The sequence below is a fragment of the Kitasatospora sp. NPDC033851 genome, assembly GCF_055576085.1.
In genome coordinates this window covers 48,618-74,897 of record NZ_JBVIRL010000024.1, presented here as the reverse complement: position 1 = coordinate 74,897, position 26,280 = coordinate 48,618, and the positions used below count along the sequence as shown (strand labels likewise).

3 protein-coding genes (1 of these 3 cut by a window edge) are annotated in these 26,280 nt (G+C 76.8%); all 3 read right to left on the bottom strand.

The features are described from left to right. Tightly spaced (each overlapping or abutting the next), the 3 genes in view from ACZ51D_RS33855 to ACZ51D_RS33845 form a layout consistent with a single transcriptional unit that may run on beyond the window. Window positions 1–9,077, bottom strand: the 5' end (the start) of a protein-coding gene (locus ACZ51D_RS33855) for an SDR family NAD(P)-dependent oxidoreductase (RefSeq protein WP_465664397.1). Its footprint begins 10,390 nt before the window's first position; the window shows 9,077 of its 19,467 coding nt (coding positions 1–9,077); it begins with the start codon at window positions 9,075–9,077; its stop codon lies beyond the left edge, outside the window. Continuing rightward, window positions 9,077–13,804 carry an amino acid adenylation domain-containing protein gene (locus tag ACZ51D_RS33850; RefSeq protein WP_465664396.1) on the bottom strand — a complete coding sequence of 1,576 codons (4,728 nt, stop codon included), beginning with the start codon at window positions 13,802–13,804 and terminating at the stop codon, window positions 9,077–9,079. The genes ACZ51D_RS33855 and ACZ51D_RS33850 overlap by 1 nt, the downstream gene beginning before the upstream one ends. Then, window positions 13,801–26,280, bottom strand: a complete 12,480-nt coding sequence (locus tag ACZ51D_RS33845; protein ID WP_465664395.1) for an SDR family NAD(P)-dependent oxidoreductase — start codon at window positions 26,278–26,280, stop codon at window positions 13,801–13,803. The genes ACZ51D_RS33850 and ACZ51D_RS33845 overlap by 4 nt, the downstream gene beginning before the upstream one ends.

The window sequence follows — 26,280 nt, the reverse complement described above, 5'->3', positions numbered from 1 at the left end:
ACGGCGCCGACGCCCTCGCCGGGCACCATGCCGTCGCCGTCGGCCGCGAAGCTGCGGCACCGTCCGCTGTCGCCGGTGAAGCCGCCTACCGCGAGCTGGCGGTACTTGCGCGGGTGCGGGGCGAGGTTGACGCCGCCGGCGAGCGCGTAGTCCGCCCGGCCGGCCACCAGGGCCTCGCAGGCGAGGTGGATGGCGGTCAGCGAGGAGGAACACATGGTGTCGACGGCCAGGCTGGGGCCGTGCAGGTCGAGGACGTAGGAGACCCGGTTGGCGATGGAGGAGTACCCCATGCCGCCCGCGAGGCCGCGCTCGTCCTCGAACAGCTGGTAGTGGCCGTACATGACGCCCACGTAGACGCCCACCCGGCTGCCGCGCAGCCGGGTGCGCGGGTAGCCGGCGTCCTCCAGGGCGTGCCAGGAGGTCTGCAGGAACAGCCGCTCCTGCGGGTCGGTCAGCTCGGCCTCGCGCAGCGACATCTGGAAGAAGCGCGGGTCGAACTCGTCGATGCCGTCGAGGAATCCGCCCCAGCGGCTGACCGGCCGGCCGTCGGCCGAGGTCAGCGTGCGGTGGTCCCAGCGCTCCGACGGCACCTCGCGCACGCAGTCGCGGCCGGCCCGCAGGTTCTCCCAGTACGCCTCGGTGTCGTCGGCGAGCGGGTAGCGGCCCGCGACGCCGATGATCGCGATGCGGTGGTCCGCCTCCGGGCGCGGCGCGGCCTGCGGCCGGGACGCCGCCACCACGGCGGGGGCGGCGGCAGGGGCGGGCTGCTCGGGGAGCAGCGCGCGGACGGCGGCGGGGTGGCGCTCCACCAGGTAGTCGGCGACCTCGCGGATCGTCGGGTACTCGAACAGCAGGGTCGCGGGCAGTTCGCCGGTCCGCTCGGCCAGCAGGTCCGCGATCCGGGGCACGGTCAGCGAGTCGACGCCGAAGTTCTCGTAGGTCTCGTCGAGCCAGAGCCGCTCGCGCGGGACCTGGAGGATCTCGACGAAGGCGTCCTTGACGTACTCCCGGGCCGCCTCGGTCAGCGCGTCGGCGTCCCCGTCGGCCGGGGTGCCCGGGCCGGCGGTCGCGGTCACGGGGGCCGGGGCGGCGGTGACCGCCGGCGCGGTGGCCCGCGGCGCACCCTCCGCCGCCGTCTCGGCGACGACCACGTGCTGGCTCAGCCCCTCGTCGGCGGGCAGGGCCCGGCTGCGGGCGAAGCCGGCCAGCGCGAGGGCCCGGCGCCAGCCGGGGGCGGAGAGCAACGGCGAGCCGGGCAGCCGCAGTTCGGCGTCCTGGTGGAGCCACCAGCCGTCCAGCAGCCCGAAGGTGAGGGTCGCGGTCATGACGTTGCTGCTGGCCTCGTTGAGCACCAGGCGGCCGCCCGGCCTGAGCAGCAGGTTGACGGCGCGCAGGGTGGCGAGCAGGTCGGTCGTGGCGTGCAGCACGTTGGCGGCGACGACCAGGTCGACGCTGCCGGGCTGGAAGCCCTGCGCGACCGGGTCGCGCGAGATGTCGAGCTGCTCGAAGCGGACGTACGGGTGCTCGGCGGCGAACCGCTGCCGGCCGTGCTGCAGGAAGGCCCGGGAGATGTCGGTGTAGACGTAGCTCACGTCGACGCCGGAGGCGGACAGCGCGGGCAGGACGCTGGCGGTGGTGCCGCCGGTGCCCGCCCCGATCTCGACGACCGTCAGCCGGCCGCGGTGCCCGTCCAACTGGTCGCGGACGGCCCCGACCACGAGCTCGTTGGCCCGGTCGACGACCGGGCTGCCCCGGTAGGCGCCCTCGACGAGCGCGGTCGAGCCGCCCGGGAACATCACGTCGGTCGCGCGGACGGTGCCGCGCATGACGCCGAAGAGGTTGTGCATGCAGGGCCTGAGCAGCCGGTCGAAGCGGTTCAGCGCCGTCTTCTGCTCGCACAGCTCGACCAGGTCGCCCTCCGGGTCGGCGCCCACCGGGCGCCCGGTGGGGGCGAGCCGCCCGCCACTGTCGCGCAGGAAGCCGGCCTCGGTGAGCTGGCGCAGGAGCTCGGCGAAGAGCCGGCCGTGCGCGGGTACGACGCCCAGCCGCTCGGTGAGCGCCTCGGGGGTCCACCGCTCGGCCTCGGTCAGGAAGACGCCCTCCTGGCGGAACAGGGTCCACAGCCAGCCGAGCATGATCTCGTCCAGGCGGGCGTCGTCGTCCTCGGTGAGCAACCGCTCGACCGGCCGGAGCGCCGCGAGGGACGGCACCAGCGACACGTCGTCGGCCGGGGTGCCGGGCGCGGCGGTCTCCTGCTCGACGCCGACCGCGGCCAGCGCGGAGGCGTCGGCCTTGACGACGACGACCTGTCGGTCCGGGCGTCCCAGCACGCTGTGCACGGCCGCCATCCCTTCCTCCGGGGTGATCGAGTGGATGCCGGTGGCCGCCAGGCGGGCCCGGTGGCGCTCGTCCGCGACGATGCCGACCGTCCCCCAGTAGCCCCAGTTGATGACTGCGACGCTGGCCCGCAGCACCCCGTCGAGGTGGTGGGCGAAGGCGTCCTCGAAGGTCGAGCCGGCCGCGTAGTTCCCCTGCCCGGCGCTGCCGGAGAGCGCCACCGCCGAGGAGAAGAAGAGGACGAAGTCCAGGTCGGACGCGTCGGCGAGCGCCGCGTGCAGGGCGACCGAGGTGCGGGTCTTGGCGGCGAGGACGTCCTGGAAGGTGTCCTCCGTCATGGTGGCGACGGTCTGGTCGCGCAGCACGATGGTCGCGTGGAAGACGCCGTGCAGGGCGCCGTGCCGGGCGCGGGTGCGGGCGACCGCCTCGCGCAGGGCCCGCGGGTCCGTCGCGTCGGCCCGCTCGTAGGAGACCAGCTCGCCGCCGGGGTCGATGGCGCGCAGCCGGGCGCGGCGCCCGGCGTCCAGCTCGCTGCGGCCGAGCAGCACGACCTTCGCCCGGTGGCGCCGGACGAGCCAGTCGGCCAGTTCGAGTCCGATGCCCCCGGCGCCGCCGAGGACCAGGTAGACGCCGTCGCGGCGGATCCGCTCCTGCGGGGGCGTGGGCGCGGCGGCGACGAGCCGGCGGCGGTGGAACACGCCGCCGCGCAGCGCGTACGGGCCGCCGGCCGGCACCCGGAGCAGGTCGGCGGTCGGCGCGTCGGCGGACGACCGGTCGACGACGGCCACTCGCCAGCGCGGGTGCTCCTGGGCCAGTGACAGGGCGAGCCCGTGCAGGCTCGCCGCGTACGGGTCGCGGACCGGCTCGTCGCCCGTGGTGAGCGCGTCCTCGGTGACGACGGTGATCCGGATCGGGGAGCCGAGCCGCTGCAGCACCTTGGCGAGCCGGAAGAGCGTCAGGACACCCCGGTCCTGGGCGGTTTCGAGCGCCTCGACGTCGTCGGTGCGCCCGCCCGCGGGGGCGAGCAGGACGACGTGGTCGGGCCGGCCGCCGGCGTCCCGGACCTGCCTCGGGTCCAGCTCGGTGACCGTACCGGCCAGGCCCGCCCGCAGGGCCGCGGCGAGCGCGGCGTGCTCCGGGCCGCGGACCAGCCAGGTGGTGCCCCCGGCGGGGGCCTGGCCCGGCTCGGCCACCGGTGCCCAGCGCGGGACGAACATCAGCTCGTCGGGCGACACCGGTGCGGCGTCCGGCGCGGGCACCGGGGCGGCCTGCGGCGCGGGCGCCTGCGGGGCGGCGGTGGGCGCGGCGCCCCCGGCGGGCCGCAGCGACAGGTCCCGCAGCCGGACCCGGACCTCACCGGTGTCGTCGGTCAGGGTCAGGTCGTAGCGGTCGGCGCCGACGGCCCGCACATGGGCGTACCCGAGCTCCGACACCGGGGCGAACACCTCGGCGGCCGTGAGGGCGAACGGCACCATGGCGGAGCCGGCCGTGCGGTCGCGCAGGACGGCGAACGCGTGCAGCGCGCCGTCCACCACCGAGGGGTGCAGGGCGCAGCCGGCGAACCGGGCGGCCTCCGCGGGGACGCGCAGGCGCACCAGGGCCTCGCCCTCGCCCGACGCGATCCACTCGACGGTCCGCAGGGCGGGGCCGTAGAGCAGCCCGGCGGCCGCGAGGTCGGCGTAGAGGTCCGCGCCCTGGTGGAGCCGGGTCAGCCGGGCCTTCAGGGCCTCGACCGGGACGGCCCTGGGCCGCAGTTCGGCCAGCTGGGCGAGCCGTCCTTCGGCGAGCAACTCGTCGGCGTCGCCGAGGAGTTCGAACTCCAGGCCGACGCGTCCGCGGCGCAGCCGCAGACGGGCCGTGCGCTCGGCGCCGGCCACCGTGAACGGCCGCAGCCACCGGACGCCGTCGAGCCGGACGGGCTGCGCGAGGCCGGCCGCCTCGGCGGCCGCGCGGGCCATCTCCAGGATGGCCGCGGCGGGCAGCAGCCGGATCTCGCCGACGCGGTGCCCGTCGATGAGCGGGTGCTCGGGGCCGAAGACGGCCCGGTGGGTCAGACCGTCGAGGCTGTCGGCCGGGTCGACCCCGTCCAGCAGCGGGTGGACGGGGCCCGACACCGCCGTGCGGGCGGGCGGCGACCAGATGGTGTCGGTCAGCCAGCAGCGCAGCTCCTCGAACGGGTAGCCGGGCAACGGCACGCGCCGCCCGCTGCCCCGGGGCCAGGTGATCCTGGCGCCGGCGACCCAGGCCGCGGCGAGCTCGGCGGGGTCGTCGCCGGCGGGCGCCGCGGCCCGGGCCGAAGCCCGGCCGCGCGCGCTGCCGTTCCAGACGCCGGACAGCGCGTCCCCGCGCAGCCCGGCCACCAGTTCCTCGGCGGTGGCGGCGAGCACGACCATCCGGTCCGCCCACTCCTCGCGCCCGGCCTGCAGGGTGAACGCCACGTCCGCGAGGTCGTACCGCCCCCGCTCCACGGCGTCCGCGAGCTGCGCGGCCAGCACGGGCAGGCGCTCCGGCGCCCGGGCCGACAGCGGGAACAGCCAGGGGCCGGCCTGGCCGGCCGACGGCCGCGCGGCCGACGGGTCGGCGACGTACTCCTCGACGACCAGGTGGGCGTTGGCACCGCCCGCGCCGAAGGAGCTGATGCCCGCCCGGCGGGGCCGGCCGTCCTGCCGGGGCCAGGGGGCGAGCTCGCGCTGCACCCGCAGCGGGGTCGAGTCGAAGTCGATGTTCGGGTTCGGCGGGTCCGCGTGGAGCGAGGGCACCAGCTCGCCGTGCTGCATCTGCAGCAGCACCTTGCTGAGTCCGGCCATGCCGGAGGCGGACTCCAGGTGCCCGATGTTGGACTTGACCGAGCCGATCGGCAGGCTGCCCGGCGCCCGGTCGGAGCCGCCCAGGGCCAGGGCGAGGCCGCGGATCTCCACCGGGTCGCCGAGCGCGGTGCCGGTGCCGTGGGCCTCCAGGTAGCCGAGCGAGTCGGGGTCCACCCCGGCCTCGGCCAGCGCCTGGCTGACCAGCCCGCCCTGCATGACCGGATTGGGCACGGTGAAGCCGTTGGTCCGGCCGCCGTGGTTGACGCTGGAGCCCAGGATGACGCCGTGGATGTGGTCGCCGTCCCGGACGGCGTCAGCGAGCGGGCGCAGCAGCACGGCGCCCACGCCCTCACCGGGCACGTAGCCGTCGCCGTCCGCGCCGAAGCTGCGGCACCGACCGTCGCTCGAGGTGAAGCCGCCCTGGCCGAGGAAGCGGTACTTGTACGGGTGCACGTGGAGGTTGACGCCGCCCGCGACGGCGAACTCGGTGTCACCGGCTCGCAGGTCCCGCACCGCCAGGTGGATGGCCGTCAGCGAGGACGAGCACATGGTGTCCACGCCGAGGCTCGGGCCGGTCAGGCCCAGGGTGTACGAGACGCGGTTGGCGATCGACGCGTGCGAGGAGGCGCCGATCCGGCCGTCCTCGGCCTCGTGCAGCTGGTACAGCCCGTACATCGCGCCGACGTAGACACCGACGCGGCGGGAGCGCAGGTCCTCGCGGGTGCGGCCGGCGTTCTCCATGGCGTGCCAGGCGGCCTGGAGGAACAGCCGGTCCTGGGGGTCGATGATCTCGGCCTCGCGGGGCGAGATGCCGAAGAACAGCGGGTCGAAGCGGTCGATGCCGCGCAGGAAGCTGCCCCAGCGGCTGTACCGGGCAGCCTGGTCGGCGGGGGTGGCCTGGTCGTAGTCGCGCCAGTCCCAGCGGTCCGCGGGGATCTCGGTGACGAGGTCCCGGCCCGCCCGCAGGTTGGCCCAGAACTCCTCCGGGGTGTCCGACTCGGCGAACCGCGCGGCCACGCCCACGATGGCGATGGGCATCGGGCCGGCGGGGGCGGCCGGCGCGGACGCGGCGGCGACGGGGGCGGGGGCGGGGGCGGGGGCGGCCTCGACCACCGGCACGGCCTCGGGCACCGGGGCGGCCTCCGGCGCGGGCGCCGCCGCCCGCGGGGCGAACCGGTCGCCGTACTGCCCGGCGAACCAGCCCGCGAGCGCCCGCAGGTTCTGGTACTCGAAGAACAGGGTCTTCGGCAGCGACCCGAAGTGGTCCTCCAGCCGCCGGGTCAGATCCATGATCAGCAGCGAGTCGATACCGAACTGCTCGAACGCGGTGTCCGCGTCGATCTCCTCCGGCGGGAAGTCGAACACCTCGGCCAGCACGCCGCGCAGGAACTCCTCGACGGCGCCGGTCACCTCCGGCGACCGCCCGTCCGGCGCGGACGCGGCGGACTCGGCGGACGCGGCGGAGGCCGCGGGCGCCGCCACCGACGGCAGGGCCGGGGCCGGTGCGTCGAGGACCTCCCGCAGCCGCGCCAAATGGCCGTGCGCGACCATCACGTGGTCCCCGTCGTGGCCCAGCGCGCGGTCGAACGCCTCCAGCGCCGCGGCGGTCGGCATCGCCACCAGCCCGACCTGACGGGCCATCCGGGCCGCGGTGGCCTCGTCGGCGTCGACGCGGATCCCGCCGTCCGCCCAGAGCGACCAGAGCACGGAGAGGCTGCGCCCGGGCCGGTCGCTCGCCCGGCGCCAGGCCGCGAAGGCGTCCAGGAAGCGGTTGGCGTAGGCGTAGTCGGTCTGTCCGGGGCTGCCGGCGGCGCCGGACATCGAGGAGAAGCAGACGAAGAACTCCAGCGGGTCGCCCGCGGTGGCCCGGTCGAGTTCGAGGGTGCCCGCGACCTTGGGCCCGAGCACGTCCGCGAACTGCTCGTCGGACTTGCGCGCCAGCAGCGCGTCCCGGGTGGTCCCGGCGAGGTGCAGCACTCCGTGGATCGGGCCGAAGTCCGCGTGCACCCGCCCGACGAGCTCCGCGGCCGCACCGGGAGCGCCCAGGTCGGCCCGCAGGTAGTGGACGTCGAGCCCGGCGGCGCGCAGAGCGGAGAGGTCGGCCTCCGCCGAACGGCCGGTCAGCACGTAGCGGGCGCCCGCGCCCAGGTGGGCGATGAGGTGGCGGCCCAGGGCGCCCGCGCCACCGGTCACCAGCACGGTGCCGCGCGGGGCGATCGGGGCGGCGGCCGGGGCGACCGGCTCCCAGCGGAGCACCTGTCGGCGCCCGGCGGTGTACCGGACGCGGAACTCGTGCGCGGCACCGGCCTCGGCCGCGACGGCGGCGGCGAGGTCGTCCGCCTCGACGGCCGCGACCCGGAACTCCGGGTGCTCGTTGGCGAGCGCGCGGGCGAAGCCGTCCAGGGCGTGCACCCGCGCGTCGTCGGCGCCGCCGGTCGGCCGCAGGACCTGGAGCACCCGGACCGGGCGCCCGGTCGGCCGCGCCGCCCAGGAGCGGAACAGCCGCAGCAGTCCGGGCAGCGGGTCGCCGTCGGTGGTGCGGACGACGAGCAGGTCCTCGTCGCCCGCCAGGACGGCGTCCTCGGTGGTCCGCTCGGCGCCGGGCAGCTCGCCCTCGCCGAGCAGCCGCACCCGGGTCGGCCGGGCGGCGTCCGCTCCGGCGGGGGCGTCCTGCCACCGCTGGACGAGCAGGTGGGCGGCGGCCGGGCCGTCCGGCGCGGCGGCGCCGTCCAGGGCCCGGGTGACCACGGCGCGCAGCCGCACGGACACCCGGCCGTCGTCGTCGGCGAGCACCACGTCGTGGCCGGCCGGGGTCGCCACGGCGTGCACGTGGCCCCGCTCGGGCAGCGGCCCGAAGATGTCGACGCCGTCCAGGGCGAAGGGCAGCTCGCGCGCCCGGGGGGCCGACGGGTCCTGGTCGGTCCACAGGCAGGCCTGGAGCATGGCGTCGAGCAGCGACGGGTGCAGGGTGAAGCGGTCGAACGGCTCGTCGGCGGCCGCCGGGACGGCCACCCGGGCCAGCGCCTCGCCCGGGGTGTGCCGCACCGACTCCAGGCCCTGGAGGCTCGGCCCGTAGCCGCCGCCGAGCGCGGCGAACACCGCGTAGCAGTCCTCGGCCGTGGACGTCCTGGGCAGGCGGGCGCGGATGACCTCCAGGTCGATCCGGGGCGCCGGCGCGGCCTCGTCGAAGCGCAGGGTGCCGGTCGAGCAGAGCACGCCGTCGGCCGTGCCGTCGACCCGCCGCAGCTCGTAGGCGACCCCGCCGTCGGCGGCCGGTTCGAGGTGCAGGCGCACCCGCACCGGCTCGTCCCGGACCAGCACGGGGCGGGCCCAGAGCACGTTCACGATGCCGGTGGCCCGGCCGTGCCCGCGCTCGGCGGCGGCGTCCACCGCGAACTCCAGCGCCGCGACGGCGGGCAGGATCCGGACCGTGCCCAGGGCGTGGTCGCGCAGGTAGAACTCGCCGCCGGTCAGCAGTCGTTCGGGGACGGCCCCGGCCAACGCCGCAGGCGGGTCGATCCAGAAGCCGCGGGTCGCCCGGGGCGGCTGCGGCAGCGAGAGCCGGGCCGGCCGGCGGCCCGCCGGGCGGGGCCACTCCAGCGTCCCGCCCGTGGTCCAGCGCAGGGCCGCCGCGGCCGGGTCGTCGACGGTCACCGGGCCGTCGGCGGCGCCGGGCGCGGCCGTCCCGGTGTGCACGCCCTCGCCGTCCCGCAGCCGGGCGGCCAGCTCGGCGACCCCGGTGACGACCACGGCGAGCCGCTCCCGCAGCTGCTCGCGGCCGGTCCCCAGGGTGTACGCGATCCGGTCCAGGGAGGCAGCCGGGTGGGCGTCCAGCCAGGCCGCCAGCTCGGCCCGGTAGCGGTCGAGCTGCTCGCGGCCGTCGGCCGACAGCACGATCAGCCGAGCGGCTCGGTCCTCGGTGGTGCCACCCATCAACGTTCCCCCGCCTCTTCCATTACCACGTGCACGTTGCTGCCTCCCATGCCGAACGAGCTGACGCCGGCTCGGGCCGGCGCGCCGTCGGGTGTTTCCCACGCCTGCGCCGCGGACTGGATCCGCAGCGGGCTGTCCGCGAAGTCGAGCATCGGGTTGGGCGTCCGAAGGTCCACGAGGCCGGGGAGCGTGCGGTGACGCATCGCCAGCATGACCTTCACGATGCCCGCGACGCCCGCCGCGGCCTCCAGGTGACCGATGTTGGTCTTGACCGATCCGACGCCGGTCCGGCCCGGGACGACCGGGATCCCCCAGTCCTCGTAGAGGCGGGTGAACGCCTCCTTGAGCGCGTCGACCTCGATCGGGTCGCCGAGCGGAGTCCCGGTGCCGTGCGCCTCGATGTAGCCGACGGTGTCCGGCGAGATCCCGGCGGCGCGGTGCGCGGCCAGCACGACCTCGCGCTGCGCCTGCGGGTTGGGCACCGTCAGCGAGTGGGTGTGCCCGCCGTGGTTCTCCGCCGAGCCGATCAGGACGGCGTGCACCGGGTCCCCGTCCGCGAGCGCGCGGTCGAGCAGCTTGAGCGCCAGCAGGACCACGCCCTCGCCGCGTCCGTAGCCGTCCGCCCGCTCGTCGAAGGTCTTGCAGCGGCCGTCGGGGCTGAGCATCCCGGCGCGGCGCAGCCCGGCGAAGCCGTGCGGCGCCAGCAGCAGGTTCGCCCCGCCGGCCAGGGCCAGTTCGCAGTCGCCGTACTGCAGTGCGCGGGCCGCCCGGTGGATCGCGACCAGCGAGCTGGAGCAGGCGGTGTCGAACACCGCGCTCGGGCCGCTCAGGTCGTAGACGTACGAGATGCGGTTGGCCGCGATGGAGGCGACGTTGCCGATCAGGAAGTGGTCGCCCATCTCCGGGGAGCCGGGGCCGAGCAGGCTGAGGTAGTCCGCGCCGCTGAGCCCGACGAAGACACCGGTGCGGCTGCCGGCCAGCTCGGCGGGCACGTGCCCGGAGTCCAGCAGGGCCTCGTGCGCGGCGTGCAGCAGCAGCCGGTGCTGCGGGTCCATCTGGGCCGCCTCGCGGGGCGAGATGCGGAACAGCGACGGGTCGAACGCGTCCACGTCGTCGACGAAGGAGCCGCGGTAGCTCTCCGGGAACAACCGGGCGGAGAAGCCGCGCTCCAGCGGGTACGGGCGGGTCAGGTCGCGGCCGGCCGTGAGGTGGCCCCAGAACTCCTCCAGGCTCGCCGAGGACGGCAGCCGGCCGCCGACCCCGATGATCGCGACCGGCGGGTAGCCGACGGCGGCCGCGGGCGCACCGGCGGCCGGGGCCGGCCCGGCGACCGGGGTCGCGGACGCCCGGGCGACCGGGGCGAGCGCCTCGGGGTGGGTCGCGGTCAGGTGGGCCGCCAGCGAGGCGAGGTCCGGGTGGGAGTAGAAGACGGTGGGCCGCAGGGCGATGCCGAGCCGCTCCCGCAGGACCACGGCCAGCTGGGTGAAGCCGACGGAGTCGAAGCCCACCTCGCCCAGGGGCCGGTCGACCGGGACCTCCTCGGCGGGCCGCCCCGCGACGCCCGCGGTGGCTTCGCGCAGCCGGGCCAGCAGGTCGCCGGCGGGCGCGGCCTGCCGCGCCGCGGCCGGGGCGGCCGGGGCGGCGGGCGCACCCGGTGCGGTCCGCTCCTGCGGGTGCCCGAACCGGCTCAGCAGTTCGGCCGGCGGGAGGTCCGCCAACGGGCCGACGTCGACCTTCCCGTTGGGGGTCATCGGGAACCGGGTCAGCGCGACCGTCCGGGCCGGGACCATGTACTCGGGCAGCAGCTCGCCGGCCCGTCGGAGGGCCGCGGCCGCGGCGTCGGGGGCGGCGGTCACGAACGCGACCAGCTGCGGGGTGCCCGGCAGGTCCTCGCGCACGACCACCCGGACGTCCCCGGCCTCGAGGTGCCGCCGGACGGCGGACTCGACCTCGCCGAGCTCGATGCGGTGGCCGCGCAGCTTCACCTGCCGGTCGGCCCGGCCGAGCAGCAGCAGCTCCCCGGTGGCCGACCAGCGCGCCAGGTCCCCGGTCCGGTAGAGCCGCTCGCCGGTCGCCGGGTCGCGCGGGAAGCGCTCGGCGGTCAGCTCGGGCCGGTTGCGGTAGCCCCGGGCGACGCCCTCCCCGCCGATCAGCAGCTCCCCGACGGCGCCGAACGGCACCGGGGCGCCGTCCGGACCGGCCACCCGGAAGGTGGTGTTGGCGATCGGGGTGCCGACGGTGACCGGCCGGTTGCGGCGCACCCGCAGCGCGGAGGACCAGATGGTCGTCTCGGTCGGGCCGTACATGTTCCACAACTCGTCGCAGCGGTCGAGCAGTTGGGTGGCGAGTTCGGCGGTCAGCGGCTCCCCGCCGCACAGCAGCCGACGCACCCGTCCGGTCCAGCCGGCGTGCAGCAGCATCTGCCAGGTGGCCGGGGTGGCCTGGACGAGCGTCGCTCCCGAGCCGTCCAGCAGCTCAGCCAGCGCCAGCCCGTCCCGGACGGTGTCCGCGGGCGCGATGCGCACGGTGGCGCCCCGGGTGAGCGGCAGCAGCAGCTCCAGTCCGGCGATGTCGAAGCCGGCGGTGGTGACGGCGAGCAGCACGTCGTCCTCGGTGCAGCCCGGCCGGTCGGCCATCGCGGTCAGCAGGTTGACCAGGTTGCCGTGGGTGACCTCGACGCCCTTGGGCCGTCCGGTCGAACCGGAGGTGTAGAGCACGTAGGCGAGGTCGGCGTCGCGGCGGGCGACCGGTTCGGCCGGCGCCGCGGCGCCCGGGTCGTCGACGGGGATCCGAACGCCCGGGACGTCCGCGGGCAGCCGGTCGGCCAGGCCCGGTTCGAGCAGGACGGCGGCCAGCCCGGCGTCGGAGCCGATGTGGGCGAGCCTGGCGGCCGGGAAGTCCGGGTCCAGCGGGACGTACGCGGCCCCGGCGGCCTGGACGGCGAGCAGCGCGACGATCAGCACGGCGCGACGGTCCGTCAGCACGCCGACCAGGTCGCCCGGCTGCACCCCGCGGGCGCGCAGCACCCCGGTGAGGGCGCGCACCCGGCCCGCGAGCTCGGCGTACGTCAGCGCGCCCTCGGCGTCCACCACGGCGGTGCGCTCCGGGTGCCGTTCGGCACGGGCGAGCACCAGCTGGGCCGTGCTGACGTCGCGCGGCCGCTCGGCGCGGGTGGCGTTGACCCGCTCCAGGGTGCCCCGCTCGTCGGGGGTGCCCAGGTCGAGGTCGGCGACGCGCCGGTTCGGGTCGGCCGTCACGGCTTCGAGCAGCAGCCGGTAGTGCTCGGCCAGCCGCTCGACGGTGGGGCGGTCGAACAGCTCGGTGTCGTACTTGACGTACAGCAGGGCCTCGGTGTCGCGGACGACCACCTCGACGACGAGGTCGTTCTCGCTCTCCTGGGTGAGGTCGAGGGCGTCCCGGAAGACGGTCTGGCCGGCGGCCATGTCCTGGTCCCCGCCGACGCCCTGCTGCAGGTAGAAGCCGATGCCGAACTCCGCGCCGGCGTCCGGGCCGCGGCGCAGGTCGTCGACGACCGAGGCGAACGGGTAGCCGCCGTAGTCCTCGGCCCGGACCATCTCGTCCTGGACGGCGTTCGCCAGCTCGGTGAAGCTCAGCTGCGGGTCGCAGTCCACCCGCAGGACGACCGGGTTGATCAGGTAGCCGACGGTGCGGTCGAAGCGGTACTCGGGGCGGCCGTCGGTCGGCACCATCACGCTGATGTCGCGGTGGCCGGAGTGCCGCTGCAGCAGCGCGGCGAAGGCGCCGAAGACCACGCCGAAGGTGGTCACCCCGGCCGCGCGGGCGGTGCTCCGGACGGCGCTCCAGGTGGCCTCCGGCAGCCGGAGCTGCACCATCGCCCCGCTGGTGTGCGAGGCGGGGCCGACCCGGCGGCGGTCGGCGACCGCCTGGAGCACGGGCGCGGTCGAGGCGCCGCCCAGCCGGTCGAGCCACCAGCGCCGGTACTCCTCGGCCTGCGGGCCGGCCAGCATCTCCCGCTGCCACCGCACGAACTCGGAGTACGGCGTGGCCGGTTCGACCGGCGGCAGCCCGCGGCCGGAGGTCAGCCCGTCGTAGCAGGCGACGATGTCGCGCAGCAGGAGGTGGCTGGAGACGCCGTCGGTGATCAGGTGGTGGAACACGAGCAGCAGCAGGGTCCCGCCGCCGGGCGTGGTGATCAGCCAGGACCGGTGCAGCGGGTCGTGCTCCAGGTCGAACGGCTGCCGGACGAGGGTGTTGACGCGGGCCGTGAACTCGCCGTCGGTCACGTGCCCGAGGTCCAGCCGGGGCACCTCGACCGGGCGGTCGGTGATCACCTGCACCGGGCCGGTGGCGTCCAGCCGGACGGCGATGCGCAGGTCCGGGTTGCGTTCCACCGCGGCGATCAGCGCCTCGGCGAGCCGGTCCGGGTCGACCTGCTCGCCGAGCCAGAGGCCGAGCGGGAGGTTGTAGGAGGTGGCGTCCGGCCGGCCCTCGTGGATGGCCCACAGCGCGGCCTGGCCGCGGGTGAGCGGATAGGGGTTCGGGTCGTACGCCGTCGGCGCGGGGGCCGCGGCCGGGGCCGGTACGGGCGCCGTCGCGGCGGCCGGGGCGGCGGCGGCCGGGGCAGCGGCCGGGGCGGCGGCGGCCGGGGCGGCCTCGACCAGGCTGCGCAGCAGCGGCCCCGCCACGTCCTCCGACACCTCGCCGGCGGCGATCGCCGCCAGCAGTTCGCGCAGTGCGGTGCTCATCGGCCCGCCCCTTCCTTCAGTGCGGCCAGCGCGGCGTCGACGCCGAGGCTGCCGTCGCGCAGGCCCGCCAGCAGCGCGGCGATGCCGTCCGACGGCGGCGCGGTCACGGGTGCCGCTGCGGTTACGGGTGCCGCTGCGGTTACGGGTGCCGGTGCGGGTGTGGACGGCGGTGCGGTCACGGGTGCGGTCACGGGTGCGGGTGCGGGTGCCGGTGCGGGCTGCTGCGACGCGGGCAACGGCCCGTAGGCCTCGAACACCGCCTGCGCCGCCGACCTGACGGTCTGCCGCACGGAGAACATGCGGGTCGGGATGTTCACGCCGTAGTCGGCGCCCAGGCGCCGGCTCAGTCGGCGCAGGCCCAGCGAGTCCACCCCCGCCTCGGACAGCGCCAGGTCCACGGTGAGCCGCTCGATCCGCATCCCCAGGTGCGCGGCCAGCAGGGCGCGCACGTGCTCGCGGACGGCGGCCTCCGGGTCACCGTCGGCCGGTGCCGGCCCGACCGGCGGGACCGCGGCGGGCGCGGCGGCCTCGGCGGGCGCGGGCACCACCGGTGCCGGAGCAGGCACCGGAGCAGGCGCCGGAGCGGGCGCGGCCACGGGTGCGGCCGCAGGTGCGGCCGCCGCCACCGGAGCCGGAGCGGGGGCCGGAGCCGCGACGGGCTCGGCCACGACGGGCTCGGCCGGCACGGGCCCGGCCGGCGCCACGGCGGCGCCCTCGGCCGCGATCAGCCCCGAGCCCGCGGCCTGCACCCGGTCGAACCGGTCGCCGGGGGTGAGCCAGTAGCTCTCCCGGGCGAACGGGTAGGTCGGCGCGGGCACCCGCCGGGGTGCCGCCCCCCGCCACAGCTGCGCCCAGTCGATCGGGGCGCCGCCGACCCAGAGCCGGGCCACCTTGTCCAGCCGGCCGGCGTCCACGACGGCCCGCAGGTAGTGGAGCCCCTCCGCCCCCTCCAGCAGGAGCGACGTGGTGGCGTCCCGGCCGCTTCCGGTGAACACCCGCTGCTCGGTGCCGTCGGCCAGCCAGGCCTCCAGGACCGCCGCGAGCGAGGACGGCGAGTCGGCGACGACGGCGAGGCGCTCGGCGTACTCCTCCCGCCCGCTCTGCAGGGTGTGGGCGAGCGCGGCCGGGTCCACGTCCTCGTGGCGCCGGGCCCATCGGGCGAGGTTCCCGGCGTAGTCGCGCAGCCGCTCGGCGTCCCGCGCCGACAGGACGAACAGCTGGTCGCCGGCGGGCCCGGCGACCGGCGCCTCGCGGTACTCCTCGACCACCGCGTGGACGTTGACCCCGCCCAGCCCGAAGGCGCTCACCCCCGCACGCAGCGGGGCCTCGGCCCCGGTAGCGGTGCGCACCGGCAGCCAGGGCTCGCGCTCGCGCACCACCCGCAGCGGGCTGTTCTCCAGCCGCAGGTGCGGGTTGAGGGTTTCGAGGTGCACGTTGCCCGGGATCTCCCGGTGGCGCATCGAGAGCAGCGCCTTGATCAGGCCGGTGACGCCCGCGGCCGCCTCCAGGTGGCCGGTGCTGGGCTTCGCCGACCCCAGCGCGACGTGCGGCTCGGTCCACTGGGCGCCGTGGTCGGCGTACAGCCGGGTGAAGGCCGTCTTCAGGCCCTCGACCTCGATCGGGTCGCCGAGTTCGGTGCCGGTGCCGTGCGTCTCGACGTAGGTGACCGTCCGGGGGTCCACTCCGGCACGGCGGTGGGCCGCGACCACGCAGGCGGCCTGCGCGTCCGGGTTGGGCGCGGTCAGCGAGTTGGTGCGGCCGCCGTGGTTGACCGCGCTGCCGCGCAGGACGCCGTGGATGACGTCGCCGTCGCGCACCGCCGCGTCGAGGCGCTTGAGCACCACCATGCCGACGCCCTCGGCCCGGGCGATGCCGTTGGCCCGCGCGTCGAAGGTGCGGCAGCGGCCGTCCGGGCTCAGCATCTCGCCCAGGCTCATGTCGACGAACAGCGTCGGCGAGGCGATGACGTTCACGCCGCCGGCCAGCGCGACCTCGCACTCGCCCTGCCGGATCGCCTCGGCCGCCTTGTGGACGGCGAGCAGCGAGGACGAGCAGGCGGTGTCGACGGGCTCGCTGGGGCCGCGGAGGTTCAGCAGGTAGGACACCCGGTTGGACAGGATCGCGTGGGCCCGGCCGGCCGAGTTGTAGCCGTCGAGCGGGACGCCGAGGGCGTGCTGCAGCTCGAAGTAGTCGTAGGTGCTGCTCCCGATGAAGACGCCGGTGTCCGTGCCGGACAGCGCGGACGGCCGGATGCCCGCGTTCTCGATCGCGCTCCAGGTGGCCTCCAGGACGAGCCGGTGCTGCGGGTCCATCGCGACGGCCTCGGTCGGCGAGATGCCGAAGAACCGCGCGTCGAACAGGTCGACCCGGCGCATGAACCCGCCCCACCGGACGTTGGTGCGGAACTCGCCCGGCTCGGGCTCGCCGTCGATGCGGCGCCAGTCCCAGCGGTCCGCCGGGATCTCGCGGACGAGGTCGTCGCCCGCCACCAGGTGCTCCCAGAACTCGTCCAGGTCGTCGGACTCCGGCAGCACCCCGGCCATGCCGACGATCGCGACGCCGTCGAGCGCGGCCGCGACCGGCGCCGGGGCGCTCGTCGGCACGGCGGCGGCGGTGGTGGGCTCGGCGACCACGGTCGGCGCGGCGACCGGCGCGGCGACCGACGCGGCCACGGCGGTGGGCGCGGCGGCTACCGGCACGGCGGGCGTGGCCACGGGCGCGACCGGCGCGACCGGCGCGACGACCATGGCGGGCGCGGCGACGGCGGCCGGCACGGCGACCGGCGCGGCCATGAACGCGGCCACCGGCGCCGCCAGCGGCGCTGCCGCGGCCGCGGCCACCGCGGGATCCTGCGCGAGGATGGCCTGGCCGTGGTCACGGAGGATCTTGGCCACCAGGTCCTCGACGGTGGCGACCCCGAAGAAGGATGCCGGGGTCACGTCGAGGTCCCAGCGGGTGTTCACCTGGTGGCTGAGCCTGGTGTACATGATCGAGTCGAAGCCGTAGCGGCTGAGCTGCTCGTCCGCGGCGAGCTCACCGGGCAGGACCCCGGCCACCTCCTGGACGAGCGCCAGCAGTTCGCCCGCCACGGCGGCCTGCCAGGCATCGTCGGCCGCGCCGGCGCCCTGTTCCCGGTCCGTCCCGGCCGCCGGGGCGGCGGTGCCCGCGAGGAGGTCTTCCGTGCCCGCGACTGCCACCTGAACCTCCTGTCGGCCGAGCACCGGGCTCGGCGCCTCGAATCCCGCCTGCGGCGCGAGCGGTCGGACTCCTGCCGCAGCGGTGCCGGCCGCGGCCGGGGTGGCCTCGCCAGGCCCGGCCGGAGTCACCGGAACGGCCTCGGCCTCGGCCGGGGCGGTGGTCCCGGGCACGGCCGCCTCGGCGGACGGCTCGTGCTCGCCGACCCAGCACCGCCGGCGCTCGAACGGATAGGTGGGCAGCGCCACCAGCACGCCGCCGTCCGGCCACTCCACCGGCTCCCCGGCGACCCAGCGGTCGGCCGGGGCCGTGCCACCGGGCCGGGCCAGCGCGGGGTGGTCCGCTCCCTCGGCCGCGGCGGCGAGCGCGGCGGCGAGGGTCCGGCGGTCGGCGGCGGTGACGGCCAGTCGCTCGGCCATCGCGTCGCGGCCGTGCTGCAGCGTGTGGGCCGCGTCCGCCAGGTCGGCGATCCGGTCCAGGCCGTCGCGCAGGGCGGCGGCGTAGCGGCGCAGCGCCTGCGGCGTGCGCGCCGACAGCGGGAAGACCCAGGGGCCGGCCGGACGCCGCGGCGCCGGGCCCGGCTGCGCCTCCTCCAGCACGACGTGGGCGTTGACCCCGCCGTAGCCGAAGGAGCTGACGCCCGCGCGGCGCGGGTGGCCGGCCGGGCGCGGCCAGGCGGTCGCCGACCGCACCAGGTGGAACGGGCTCCCGTCGAACCGCAGGTGCGGGTTGGGCTCGGTGAGGCCGGCCACCGGCGGCAGCACGCCGTGCTCCATCGCCAACAGCACCTTGATCACCCCGGCGGCGCCGGCGGCGGACTCCAGGTGGCCGGCGTTGGCCTTCACCGCGCCGACCCCGCAGTGGGGCTCGGCCGGCTGGGGAAGGCCCCGGCCACGGCGCAGTTCGTCGAAGGCCATCCGCAGGCCGTTGATCTCGACCGGGTCGCCGAGTTCGGTGCCGGTGCCGTGGGTCTCCAGGTAGCCGATCGTGGTCGGGTCGACGTCCGCGCGCTCGTGCGCCCGGACGATCATCGCCGCCTGGGCGGCCGGGTTGGGCGCGGTCAGCGAGCGGGCCCGGCCGCCGTGGTTGACGGCGCTGCCCCGCAGCCAGGCCCGGACGGTGTGCCGGCGCGCCCGGTCGGCGCTGGTCAGCACGACCAGGCCGAAGCCCTCGCTGCGGACGAAGCCGTCCGCGTCCGCGTCGAAGGAGCGGCACCGCCCGGTGGGGCTGAGCATGCCGGTGCTGCTCAGCAGCACGTGGTTGTGCGGCGTCAGGATGAGGTTGATGCCACCGGCCACCGCGAGGTCGCACTCCCCCGACCGGATCGCCTCGGCGGCCCGGTGGATCGCGACCAGGGAGCTGGAGCAGCCGGTGTTGACCGGCTCGCTCGGCCCGTGCAGGTCGAGCAGGTAGGAGACGCGGTTGACCAGGATGGAGTGGGTGGTGGCGGTGGCGGCGTGGGCGTCGACCGGGTGGCCTGCGGCCTGCCGGATCTCGTCGTAGTCGTTCGACCCGGCGCCGATGAACAGGCCGACGTCGGATCCGGCGAGCGTGCCGGGTGCCAGGCCGGCGTCCTCCAGCGCCGTCCACACCCCCTGCAGCACCAGTCGCTGCTGCGGGTCCATCCCGGCGGCCTCGTGCGGCGAGATGCCGAAGAACAGCGGGTCGAACATGTCGACGTCGTGGACGAATCCGCCGCGCCGGGCGTGCACGCCCTCCGGGAGGGTGCGCCAGTCCCAGCGGTCGGCCGGCACCTCGCCGATGAGGTCGTCGCCGGCCGCGAGGTGACGCCAGAAGTCGTCCAGGTCCCGGCTGCCGGGCATCCGCCCGGACAGGCCGATGATCGCGATCGGGCCCGGGCCGGCGGGGCGGGCGGCGTCCCGCGGGGCCGGGGCGGCGGGCTCGGCGGCCGGCTCCGGTCGGTGTTCGACCGCGGTGTTCCCGGCCGGCGCGGTGTTCCCGGCCGGCCCGGCGTACCGGGTGCGCAGCCGGTCCCCGTGGTCGCGGACCAGGCGCTCGGCCAGGGCGCGCAGGGTGGCCGTCTCGTAGAACAGCGCGGGGGTCACGTCGAAGCCGAACTCGTCGTTCAGCCGGGTGGCGAGCAGGCTGTAGCTGACGGAGTCGAAGCCGTAGTCCCCGATCGCCCGGTCGAGGTCCAGCTCCTCGCGCGGGATGCCCGAGGCGTCGGAGGTGAGCGCCAGCAGCTCGTCGGTGAACGCGGCGGCGGGGTCGTACCCGGTCGGGGCGGTGGCGGTGCCGGCGGCCGCCGTGGCGGTGGCGCCGGCCGGCGCGGCGACGCCGTCCTGGGCGGTGCCGGGCGCCGCCGTGGCGACGACGACGTGCTGGAAGTTGCGGCCGGTCTCCGCGGTGCCCGGCAGCGCGGCCACCGGGCCGTAGCCGGCCCCGGTGAGCAGCGCCGTCCAGCCCGGCACGTCCAGCAGCGGCGAGCCGGGCAGGCGCAGCGCGGTGTCGTGGTGCGTCCACCAGCCGTCGAACAGGCCGTAGGTGACGGTCCCGCACAGGGTGACCGTCGTCAGCTCGTTGAGCAGCAGCTCGCCCCCGGTGCGCAGCACGGCGCGCAGGTGGCGGACGGCGCGGCCCAGGTCGGAGGTGGCGTGCAGGACGTTCGCGCCGACCACCAGGTCGAAGCCGCCCGCGGGGAACCCCTGGGTGACCGGGTCGGTGTCCAGGTCGAGGCGCTTGAACCGGGTGAACGGGTGGCGTCCGCCGAACTCCCGCCGGCCGTGCGCGAGGAAGGTGACGGACAGGTCGGTGTACCAGTACTCCACCCGGTCGCCGTACCGGTCCAGCGCGCGGAGCAGGCCGGCGGAGGTGCCGCCGGTGCCCGAGCCGACCTCCAGGACGCGGACCGTCCCGCCGGCCGGCAGCTCGGCCGCCCGCCGCTCGACGTGCGCCATGAGGCGGTCCGTCAGCAGGTCGTTGTAGAGGTCGCTGATCGGGTTGCCCCGGTAGATGCCCTCCATCAGCGAGGTGCCGGAGGAGGGGAACAGCAGCTCGGTGGCGAGGAGTTCGCCGCGCAGCAGTTCGCCGTAGTGCGCCAGGCAGTGCGCGAGCAGCCGGACGAACACCGCGTGCTCGGGGTGCTCGGCGGCGAGGTCCTCCAGCTGCCGCAGGTGTCCGTCGGCCCGGGCCGCGGCCAGGGCGCCCGGCACCGGCCGGTGGCGCCCGTCGCGGAGCTCGACCAGGCCCTCCTCGATGATCATGGTCAGCAGGGTGCGCAGCAGCCGGTCGTAGCGGGGGACGACCCCCACCCGGCGGGCGACCTCGTCGGCATCCGGGTCGGAGCCGTGCCACGCGCCGAGGTCGTCGAGGACGGCGAGCAGGGCGCCGCTCGCGATCGTCGTCATGCGGCGGTCGAGGGCGTGGAAGTCGTCCACCACCCGGCGGTCTCCGGCGGTCAGTGGGCGGCCGGTGGGCACCATCTGCGTCGTCTCCGTTCTCGCTGCTCCCATCCGATCGCGCAGGGCTGCGCTGCCGGGTACCACGACGACCTGGGGCGCCGGCTGTCCGAGGGCCCGGGCGAGCGCGGCGAAGCCGCTCCCGGGCTCGATGGACGCGAAGCCGGCGGCGGTCAGACGGTCGCGGTGGGTGTCGTCGGCCACCGCTCCGACGGTGCCCCAGTAGCCCCAGTCGACGGCCCGCACCGGGTACGGCAGGCGGGCGTCGAGGGCGTGGGCGTAGGCGTCCAGGAAGGTCGATCCGGCCGCGTAGTTGGCCAGGCCGGGGTCGCCCAGGAAGGACTGCGCGGACGAGAAGAACACCAGGAAATCGAGGTGCCGTCCGCGCAGGGCGTCGACCAGGACCGCCGCGACGCCGGACTTGGCGGCCAGGCTCTCGGTCAGGTCGGTGTCCGAGAGGTGGTGGGTCAGCCGGTCGCGGCGGACCAGGGCGGCGTGCAGGACGCCGTGCACCGGCCCCGCCTCGTCGAGGAGGGCCGCCACCCGGCGGGCGTCGGTCGCGTCGGCCCGGACGTAGCGGATGCCGTCCCCGAGCCCGTCGGCCGGCCGTTCGCTGCGGCCGACCAGCACGACCCGCGCGTCCCACTCGGCGACCAGCCGGCGGGCGAGCGCCAGGCCGATCCCCTGCGCGCCGCCGACGACCAGGTACCGGCCGCCGCGGCGCAGCGGGACGGCTCCGCCGCCCGCCGGGGCGGGGCGCAGCACCTGGGTGTGGCAGACCGTGCCGGTGTAGGCGAGGCGGGTGCCCCGGGGGGCCGGTGCCACCAGGGCGGCGGACGGGTGGGCCGGGTCGAGGTCGACGGTCGCGACCGACCAGCCGCGGTGCTCGTTCTCCAGCACCCGGGCGAAGCCGACGACCCCGGCGGCGTACGGGTCGGTGACACCGCGCCCGGGGGCGGCGGCGGCACCGGCGGTGACGATCACCCAGTCGAGCTCCCGGATCCGGGACCACTCCCGCGCGTACCGGGCCAGGGCCCGGACGCCGGACGCCTCGGCCCGGGCGACCCGGTCCACCTCGTTCGGGGCGGCCTCCGTCGCGCCGGTCAGGACGTAGACCAGGCGCGGCCTGACCGTCACCGGGCCACCCAACTCGACGACCAGGGCGCCCTCATGACGGCCCGCCAGCTCGGCCGCCAGGCCCGCCCGGGAGGGGTCGTGCAGCACCACGACCGGGCCGTCGGGGGCCGGCCGCCCGGCGGGGACCGCGCACGGCTCCCAGACCGGGAGGTCCATCGGGACGTCCGCGGCGGCCTGCGCGGGGACGTCCGCCGGGAGCGCCACCGGGGCCGGGGCCGCCGCCGGGCGGGTGGCCGGGGCGGCCGGGGTGTTGTCGACCCAGCAGCGGACCCGCGCGAACGGGTAGCCGGGAAGCCGCACCTTGCGCGGCTTGCGGTCCCGGTGCAGCGCCCGCCAGTCGGGGGCGGCGCCGGCCACCCAGGCCCGGGCCAGCTCGTGCGGGTCGAGGGAGTCCGGGGCGGTGACGCCGCCCGGTCCGGCGGCGGTGCCCCGATAGCAGTTGGCCGGCGCCGAGCCGTTCAGGTAGGCCTGGAGGGCGGAGCGGAGTTCGTCCGGCCCGGAGACGACCACGGCGAGCCGCTCGGCCATGGCCTCCCGCCCGGTCTGCGTGGTGTAGGCGAGGTCCGCCAGCGGGACGCCGGCTCCGGTGCCGGCCGGCACGGCCGCGGCGAGGTCGGCCAGCGTCGAGCGCGCGTCGACGTGCGGGGTCCGGCCGGGGAAGCGCTCGCCGAGCGTCAGCGCCAGCCGGCGCAGGTCCTCCGCGTCCAGGCCGAGTTCGTCGAGGGCGGTGTCCGGGTCGGCGCCCGCCAGCCCGGCCAGCTCCGCCACCTCGGCGGTCCGGTCGGCGCCCGGCAGGTCGGTGTAGCGGTACGCCAGTTCGCGCAGCGCCTCCTCCGTGCGGGCGGAGAGCAGGACGGCCTGCGGCCCGCAGAGGCCGGTGTCCGGTCCGGGCGGCTCCGGGAACTCCTCGACGACGACGTGGGCGTTGGCCCCGCCCGCGCCGAACGCGCTCAGTCCGGCCCGGCGCGGGGTGCCGACCCCGGCCGGCCACGGCTCGGCCCGGCGCTGCACGTTCAGCCCGACGGTGTCCCAGTCGATGGCGGGGTTCGCCGGGTCGGCGTGCAGGGAGGGCGCGAGGGTGCGGTGGCGCAGCTGAAGGAGGATCTTGGTCAGGCCGGCGATCCCGGCCGCGGACTCCAGGTGGCCGATCGACGACTTCACGGACCCGATCCGGGTCGTCGTCCCGCCGAAGACCCGGTCCAGGGCGGAGATCTCGATCGGGTCGCCGAGCGAGGTCCCGGTGCCGTGCGCCTCGACGTAGCCGATCGAGGCCGGGTCGACGTTCGCCCGCGCGAGCGCCCGGCGCACCACGTCGGCCTGGGCGGCCGGGTTGGGCACGAAGAAGCCGCCCGCCCGCCCGCCGTGGTTGACGGCGCTGCCCTTGATCACGCCGAGGACGCGGTCGCCGTCCTCCAGCGCGCGGGCCAGCGGCTTGAGCACGACGACGCCGACGCCCTCGCCGGGCACGTAGCCGTCCCCTCCGTTGCCGAAGGCCCGGCAGCGTCCGTCGGAGGAGACGAAGCCGACCTGGCTGAGGTGCAGGTACTTGTACGGGTGGACGATCGCGTTCACGCCGCCGGCGAGCGCCACCTCGCACTCCCCGGAGCGCAGGCTCTCGCACGCCAGGTGCAGCGCGGTGAGGGACGACGAGCACATGGTGTCGAGCGCGAGGCTGGGCCCGCGCAGGTCGAGGAAGTAGGAGACCCGGTTGGCGACGGCCGAGGCGAAGGACGTCGGCAGGACCGGCAGCCGCTCCTCGGCGCCCAGGCCGAGCATCTGGTACTGGGTGAACATCACCCCGGCGAAGACGCCCACCGGGCGCCCGGCGACGTCCGCGCGGGTGAGGCCGGCGTCCTCCAGGGCGTGCCAGGAGGTCTGCAGGAACAGCCGCTCCTGCGGGTCCATGCCCTCGGCCTCGCGCGGCGTGATCCGGAAGAAGCCGGGGTCGAACTCGTCGATGCCGTCGAGGAAGCCGCCCCACTTGCTGGTCGACCGACCGGGGGCGCGCTGCGGCTCGTAGAAGCCGTCCGGCCCCCAGCGGTCCTTGGGGATCTCGGTGACGCAGTCGCGTCCGGTCCGCAGGTTGGTCCAGAACCGGTCGAGGTCCTCGGCCATGGGGTAGCGGCCGGCGACGCCGATCACCGCGATGTCCCCGGTCGGGTCGGGCGCGGCCTCCTCGGCCCAGGCCGGCTCGGTCACCGCGGCGACGTCTGCGGGGGCGTCGGCGGCGATGTCGGCGGGGGCCAGGGCCAGCGCCTCACGGGCGCGCTCGGGGTCGCCGTGCAGCACCACGACCTCCGCGCCGGTGAGCGACAGCGCCCGCTCGAACACGGCCAGGCCCTCCGCAGTCGGCAGCGGGACCTGCCCCTGCCGGCGGAACAGCGCACGCGCCGCGTCGTCGGTGCGCATCCCTCCCTCGGCCCACAGCGGCCAGCCGAAGGAGACCAGCCCGTGCTCGCGGGCGTAGGCGTCCTGGAAGGCGCTGGCCGCGGCGTAGTCCACCTGCCCGACGTTCCCGGCGACGCCCGTCACCGAGGAGAACAGCGCGAAGAAGTCGAGGCTCAGATGACGGGTCGCCCGGTGGAGCAGCACCGTGCCGCGCACCTTGGGTGCCAGCACCGCGGCGAGGTCCACGGCGGACTTTCCGGGCAGCATGGCGTCCCGCAGCACCCCGGCCGCGTGCACGACGCCGTCCAGCCGGCCGTGCCGGTCGAGGATGTCGGCGACCAGGGCCGTTACGTCGGCGGGCACCGTCACGTCGGCGCGGACGAACCGGCCGGCGACCGGCTCCGCCGGGGGCGTCCGCCCGGCCAGCACGGCCGTGGCACCCCGCTCGGCCAGCAGCGCGGCGAGTTCCCGGCCGATGCCGCCCGCGCCGCCGGTGACCAGGTAGACGCCGCCGGGGCGGATCCGCTGCCCGGCGTCGAGCGGCGTGTCGCGGTAGCGGCGCACCTCGCGGCGCCCCCGGGAGTGCCGCACCCAGGTCTCGGCTCCGTTGCCGAACTCCGCGAGCAGGGCCCGCGGGTCGGCGTCGCCGTCGCACTCGACGGCGGTCACGGCGAGCTTGGGCTGCTCCAGGCGGACGGTCCGGGCCAGCCCCGCCACCGCGGCCGCGACCGGCCCCGGCCCGGCGTGCACCACGGACACCGGTTGCGGCGCGAGCGCCTGCACCAGGGCGAGCAGCTCGCGGCAGGCCGTCTCGACGGCCTCCGGGAGGTCGTCGGCGGGCGCGGCCAGGTGCAGCACCCGCTCGGGCGCGGTGCCGAGCTCGGCCAGGAGCCGCCGGAGGTCGCCGGCCTCGTCGGCGCGGAGCTCGTACGCGTCGGGCCCCAGCCGGCGGAAGGCCGCGCCGCGCCGGACGGTGATCTGCCCGGGGTGAACCCGGAGGTCGCCGATCACCAGCAGCGGGCCCTGCTCCGGCGCGGCCGGGCGGGGCGCCGACTGCCAGACGCCGGTCAGGCAGTGCGTGCGGGCGGGGGCGTCGGGCTCCGGCTCGTCCACCGCGGGGGCGGCCGGGGCGCGCCGGTCGGCGGGCAGCAGGCCGAGCAGGTGGGCGGCGACCGCGTCGACCGTGGGGTACTCGAACAGCAGGGTCGGGTACAGCGAGATGTCCCACCGCTCCTCGAAGGCGCGGACCAGCGAGAGCAGGTGGGTCGAGTCCAGCCCGAGGTCGTAGAAGCCGAGGTCGCCGTCGACCGCCAGGGCGGGATCCCCGGCGGCCTGGCGGACCAGCCCGGCGACCTCCGCCCGGAGGTCGCCCAGCCCGTCACCGGCGGCCGCCGGGGCGGACGGAGCGGACCGGACGGGCGGGGCGGAGGGGGCGGAGGGGGCGGAGGGGGCCGGCAGGGCTTCCGGCGCGGCGGCCACCGGCTCCGCGGCCACCGTGGTGAGCCGGGTGATCGACGCCGTGGAGCGGATCCGCTTGAAGGTGAGGCCGGTGAACCGGGCGGCGGGCGCGCCAGAGCCGTCGTACAGGTCGATGTCGGCCTTCACCACGTCGGCGCCGGCCGCCACCCGGGTGAACCGCAGGTCCACCGTGCAGGCCTCGCCGAGCGGACGGACCGCCCGGAACCCGCCGATGTGCAGCGGGATCAGCGGGCGCCCGTCGGCGTCCTCGCCCGCGAAGGCGAGCGCGTACGCCTGCATGGTGGAGCCGTCGAGCAGGGCGGGGTGGAGCAGGAAGTCCTCGGCCGTGGCGCGGGCCTCCTCGCCGAGCGCGATCTCGGACCGGACCCGGTCCGCCGAGGCCCGCAGGGTGCCGGTGACCCGCATGAACGCCCGGTGCTCGATGCCCGCCGAACGCCCGGTCGCGTACACCTCGGCGACGTCGCGCGCGGCGCCGGCCGGCGCCGGGTCGGGCGCGCCGGTGAGCGGCGGCAGGTCGGTGTGCAGGGTGGCGTGCAGGTGGGTGGTCACGGTGTCGTCGACCGGGCCGCCGTCGTGGGTGCGCCGGCTGGTCGCCGTCACCCGGTAGACGCCGCCGTCGGGTTCGGCCTCGACGGTCAGCTCCCGGTCGAAGGCCTCGGTGGTCACCACGGGCTCGACGAACAGCACGTCGCTCAGGCCGGTGCGCTCCAGCGGGAAGTCGTGTGCCGCGAGCAGCCGTTGGACGATGTCGAGGAACGTCACTCCCGGCAGGGTGCGCACCCCGTGCACACGGTGGTCGTCGACGATCGGGTTGTCCCTGTTCAGGTGTAAGGCACAGCGTACGGACCGTCGGTCCAC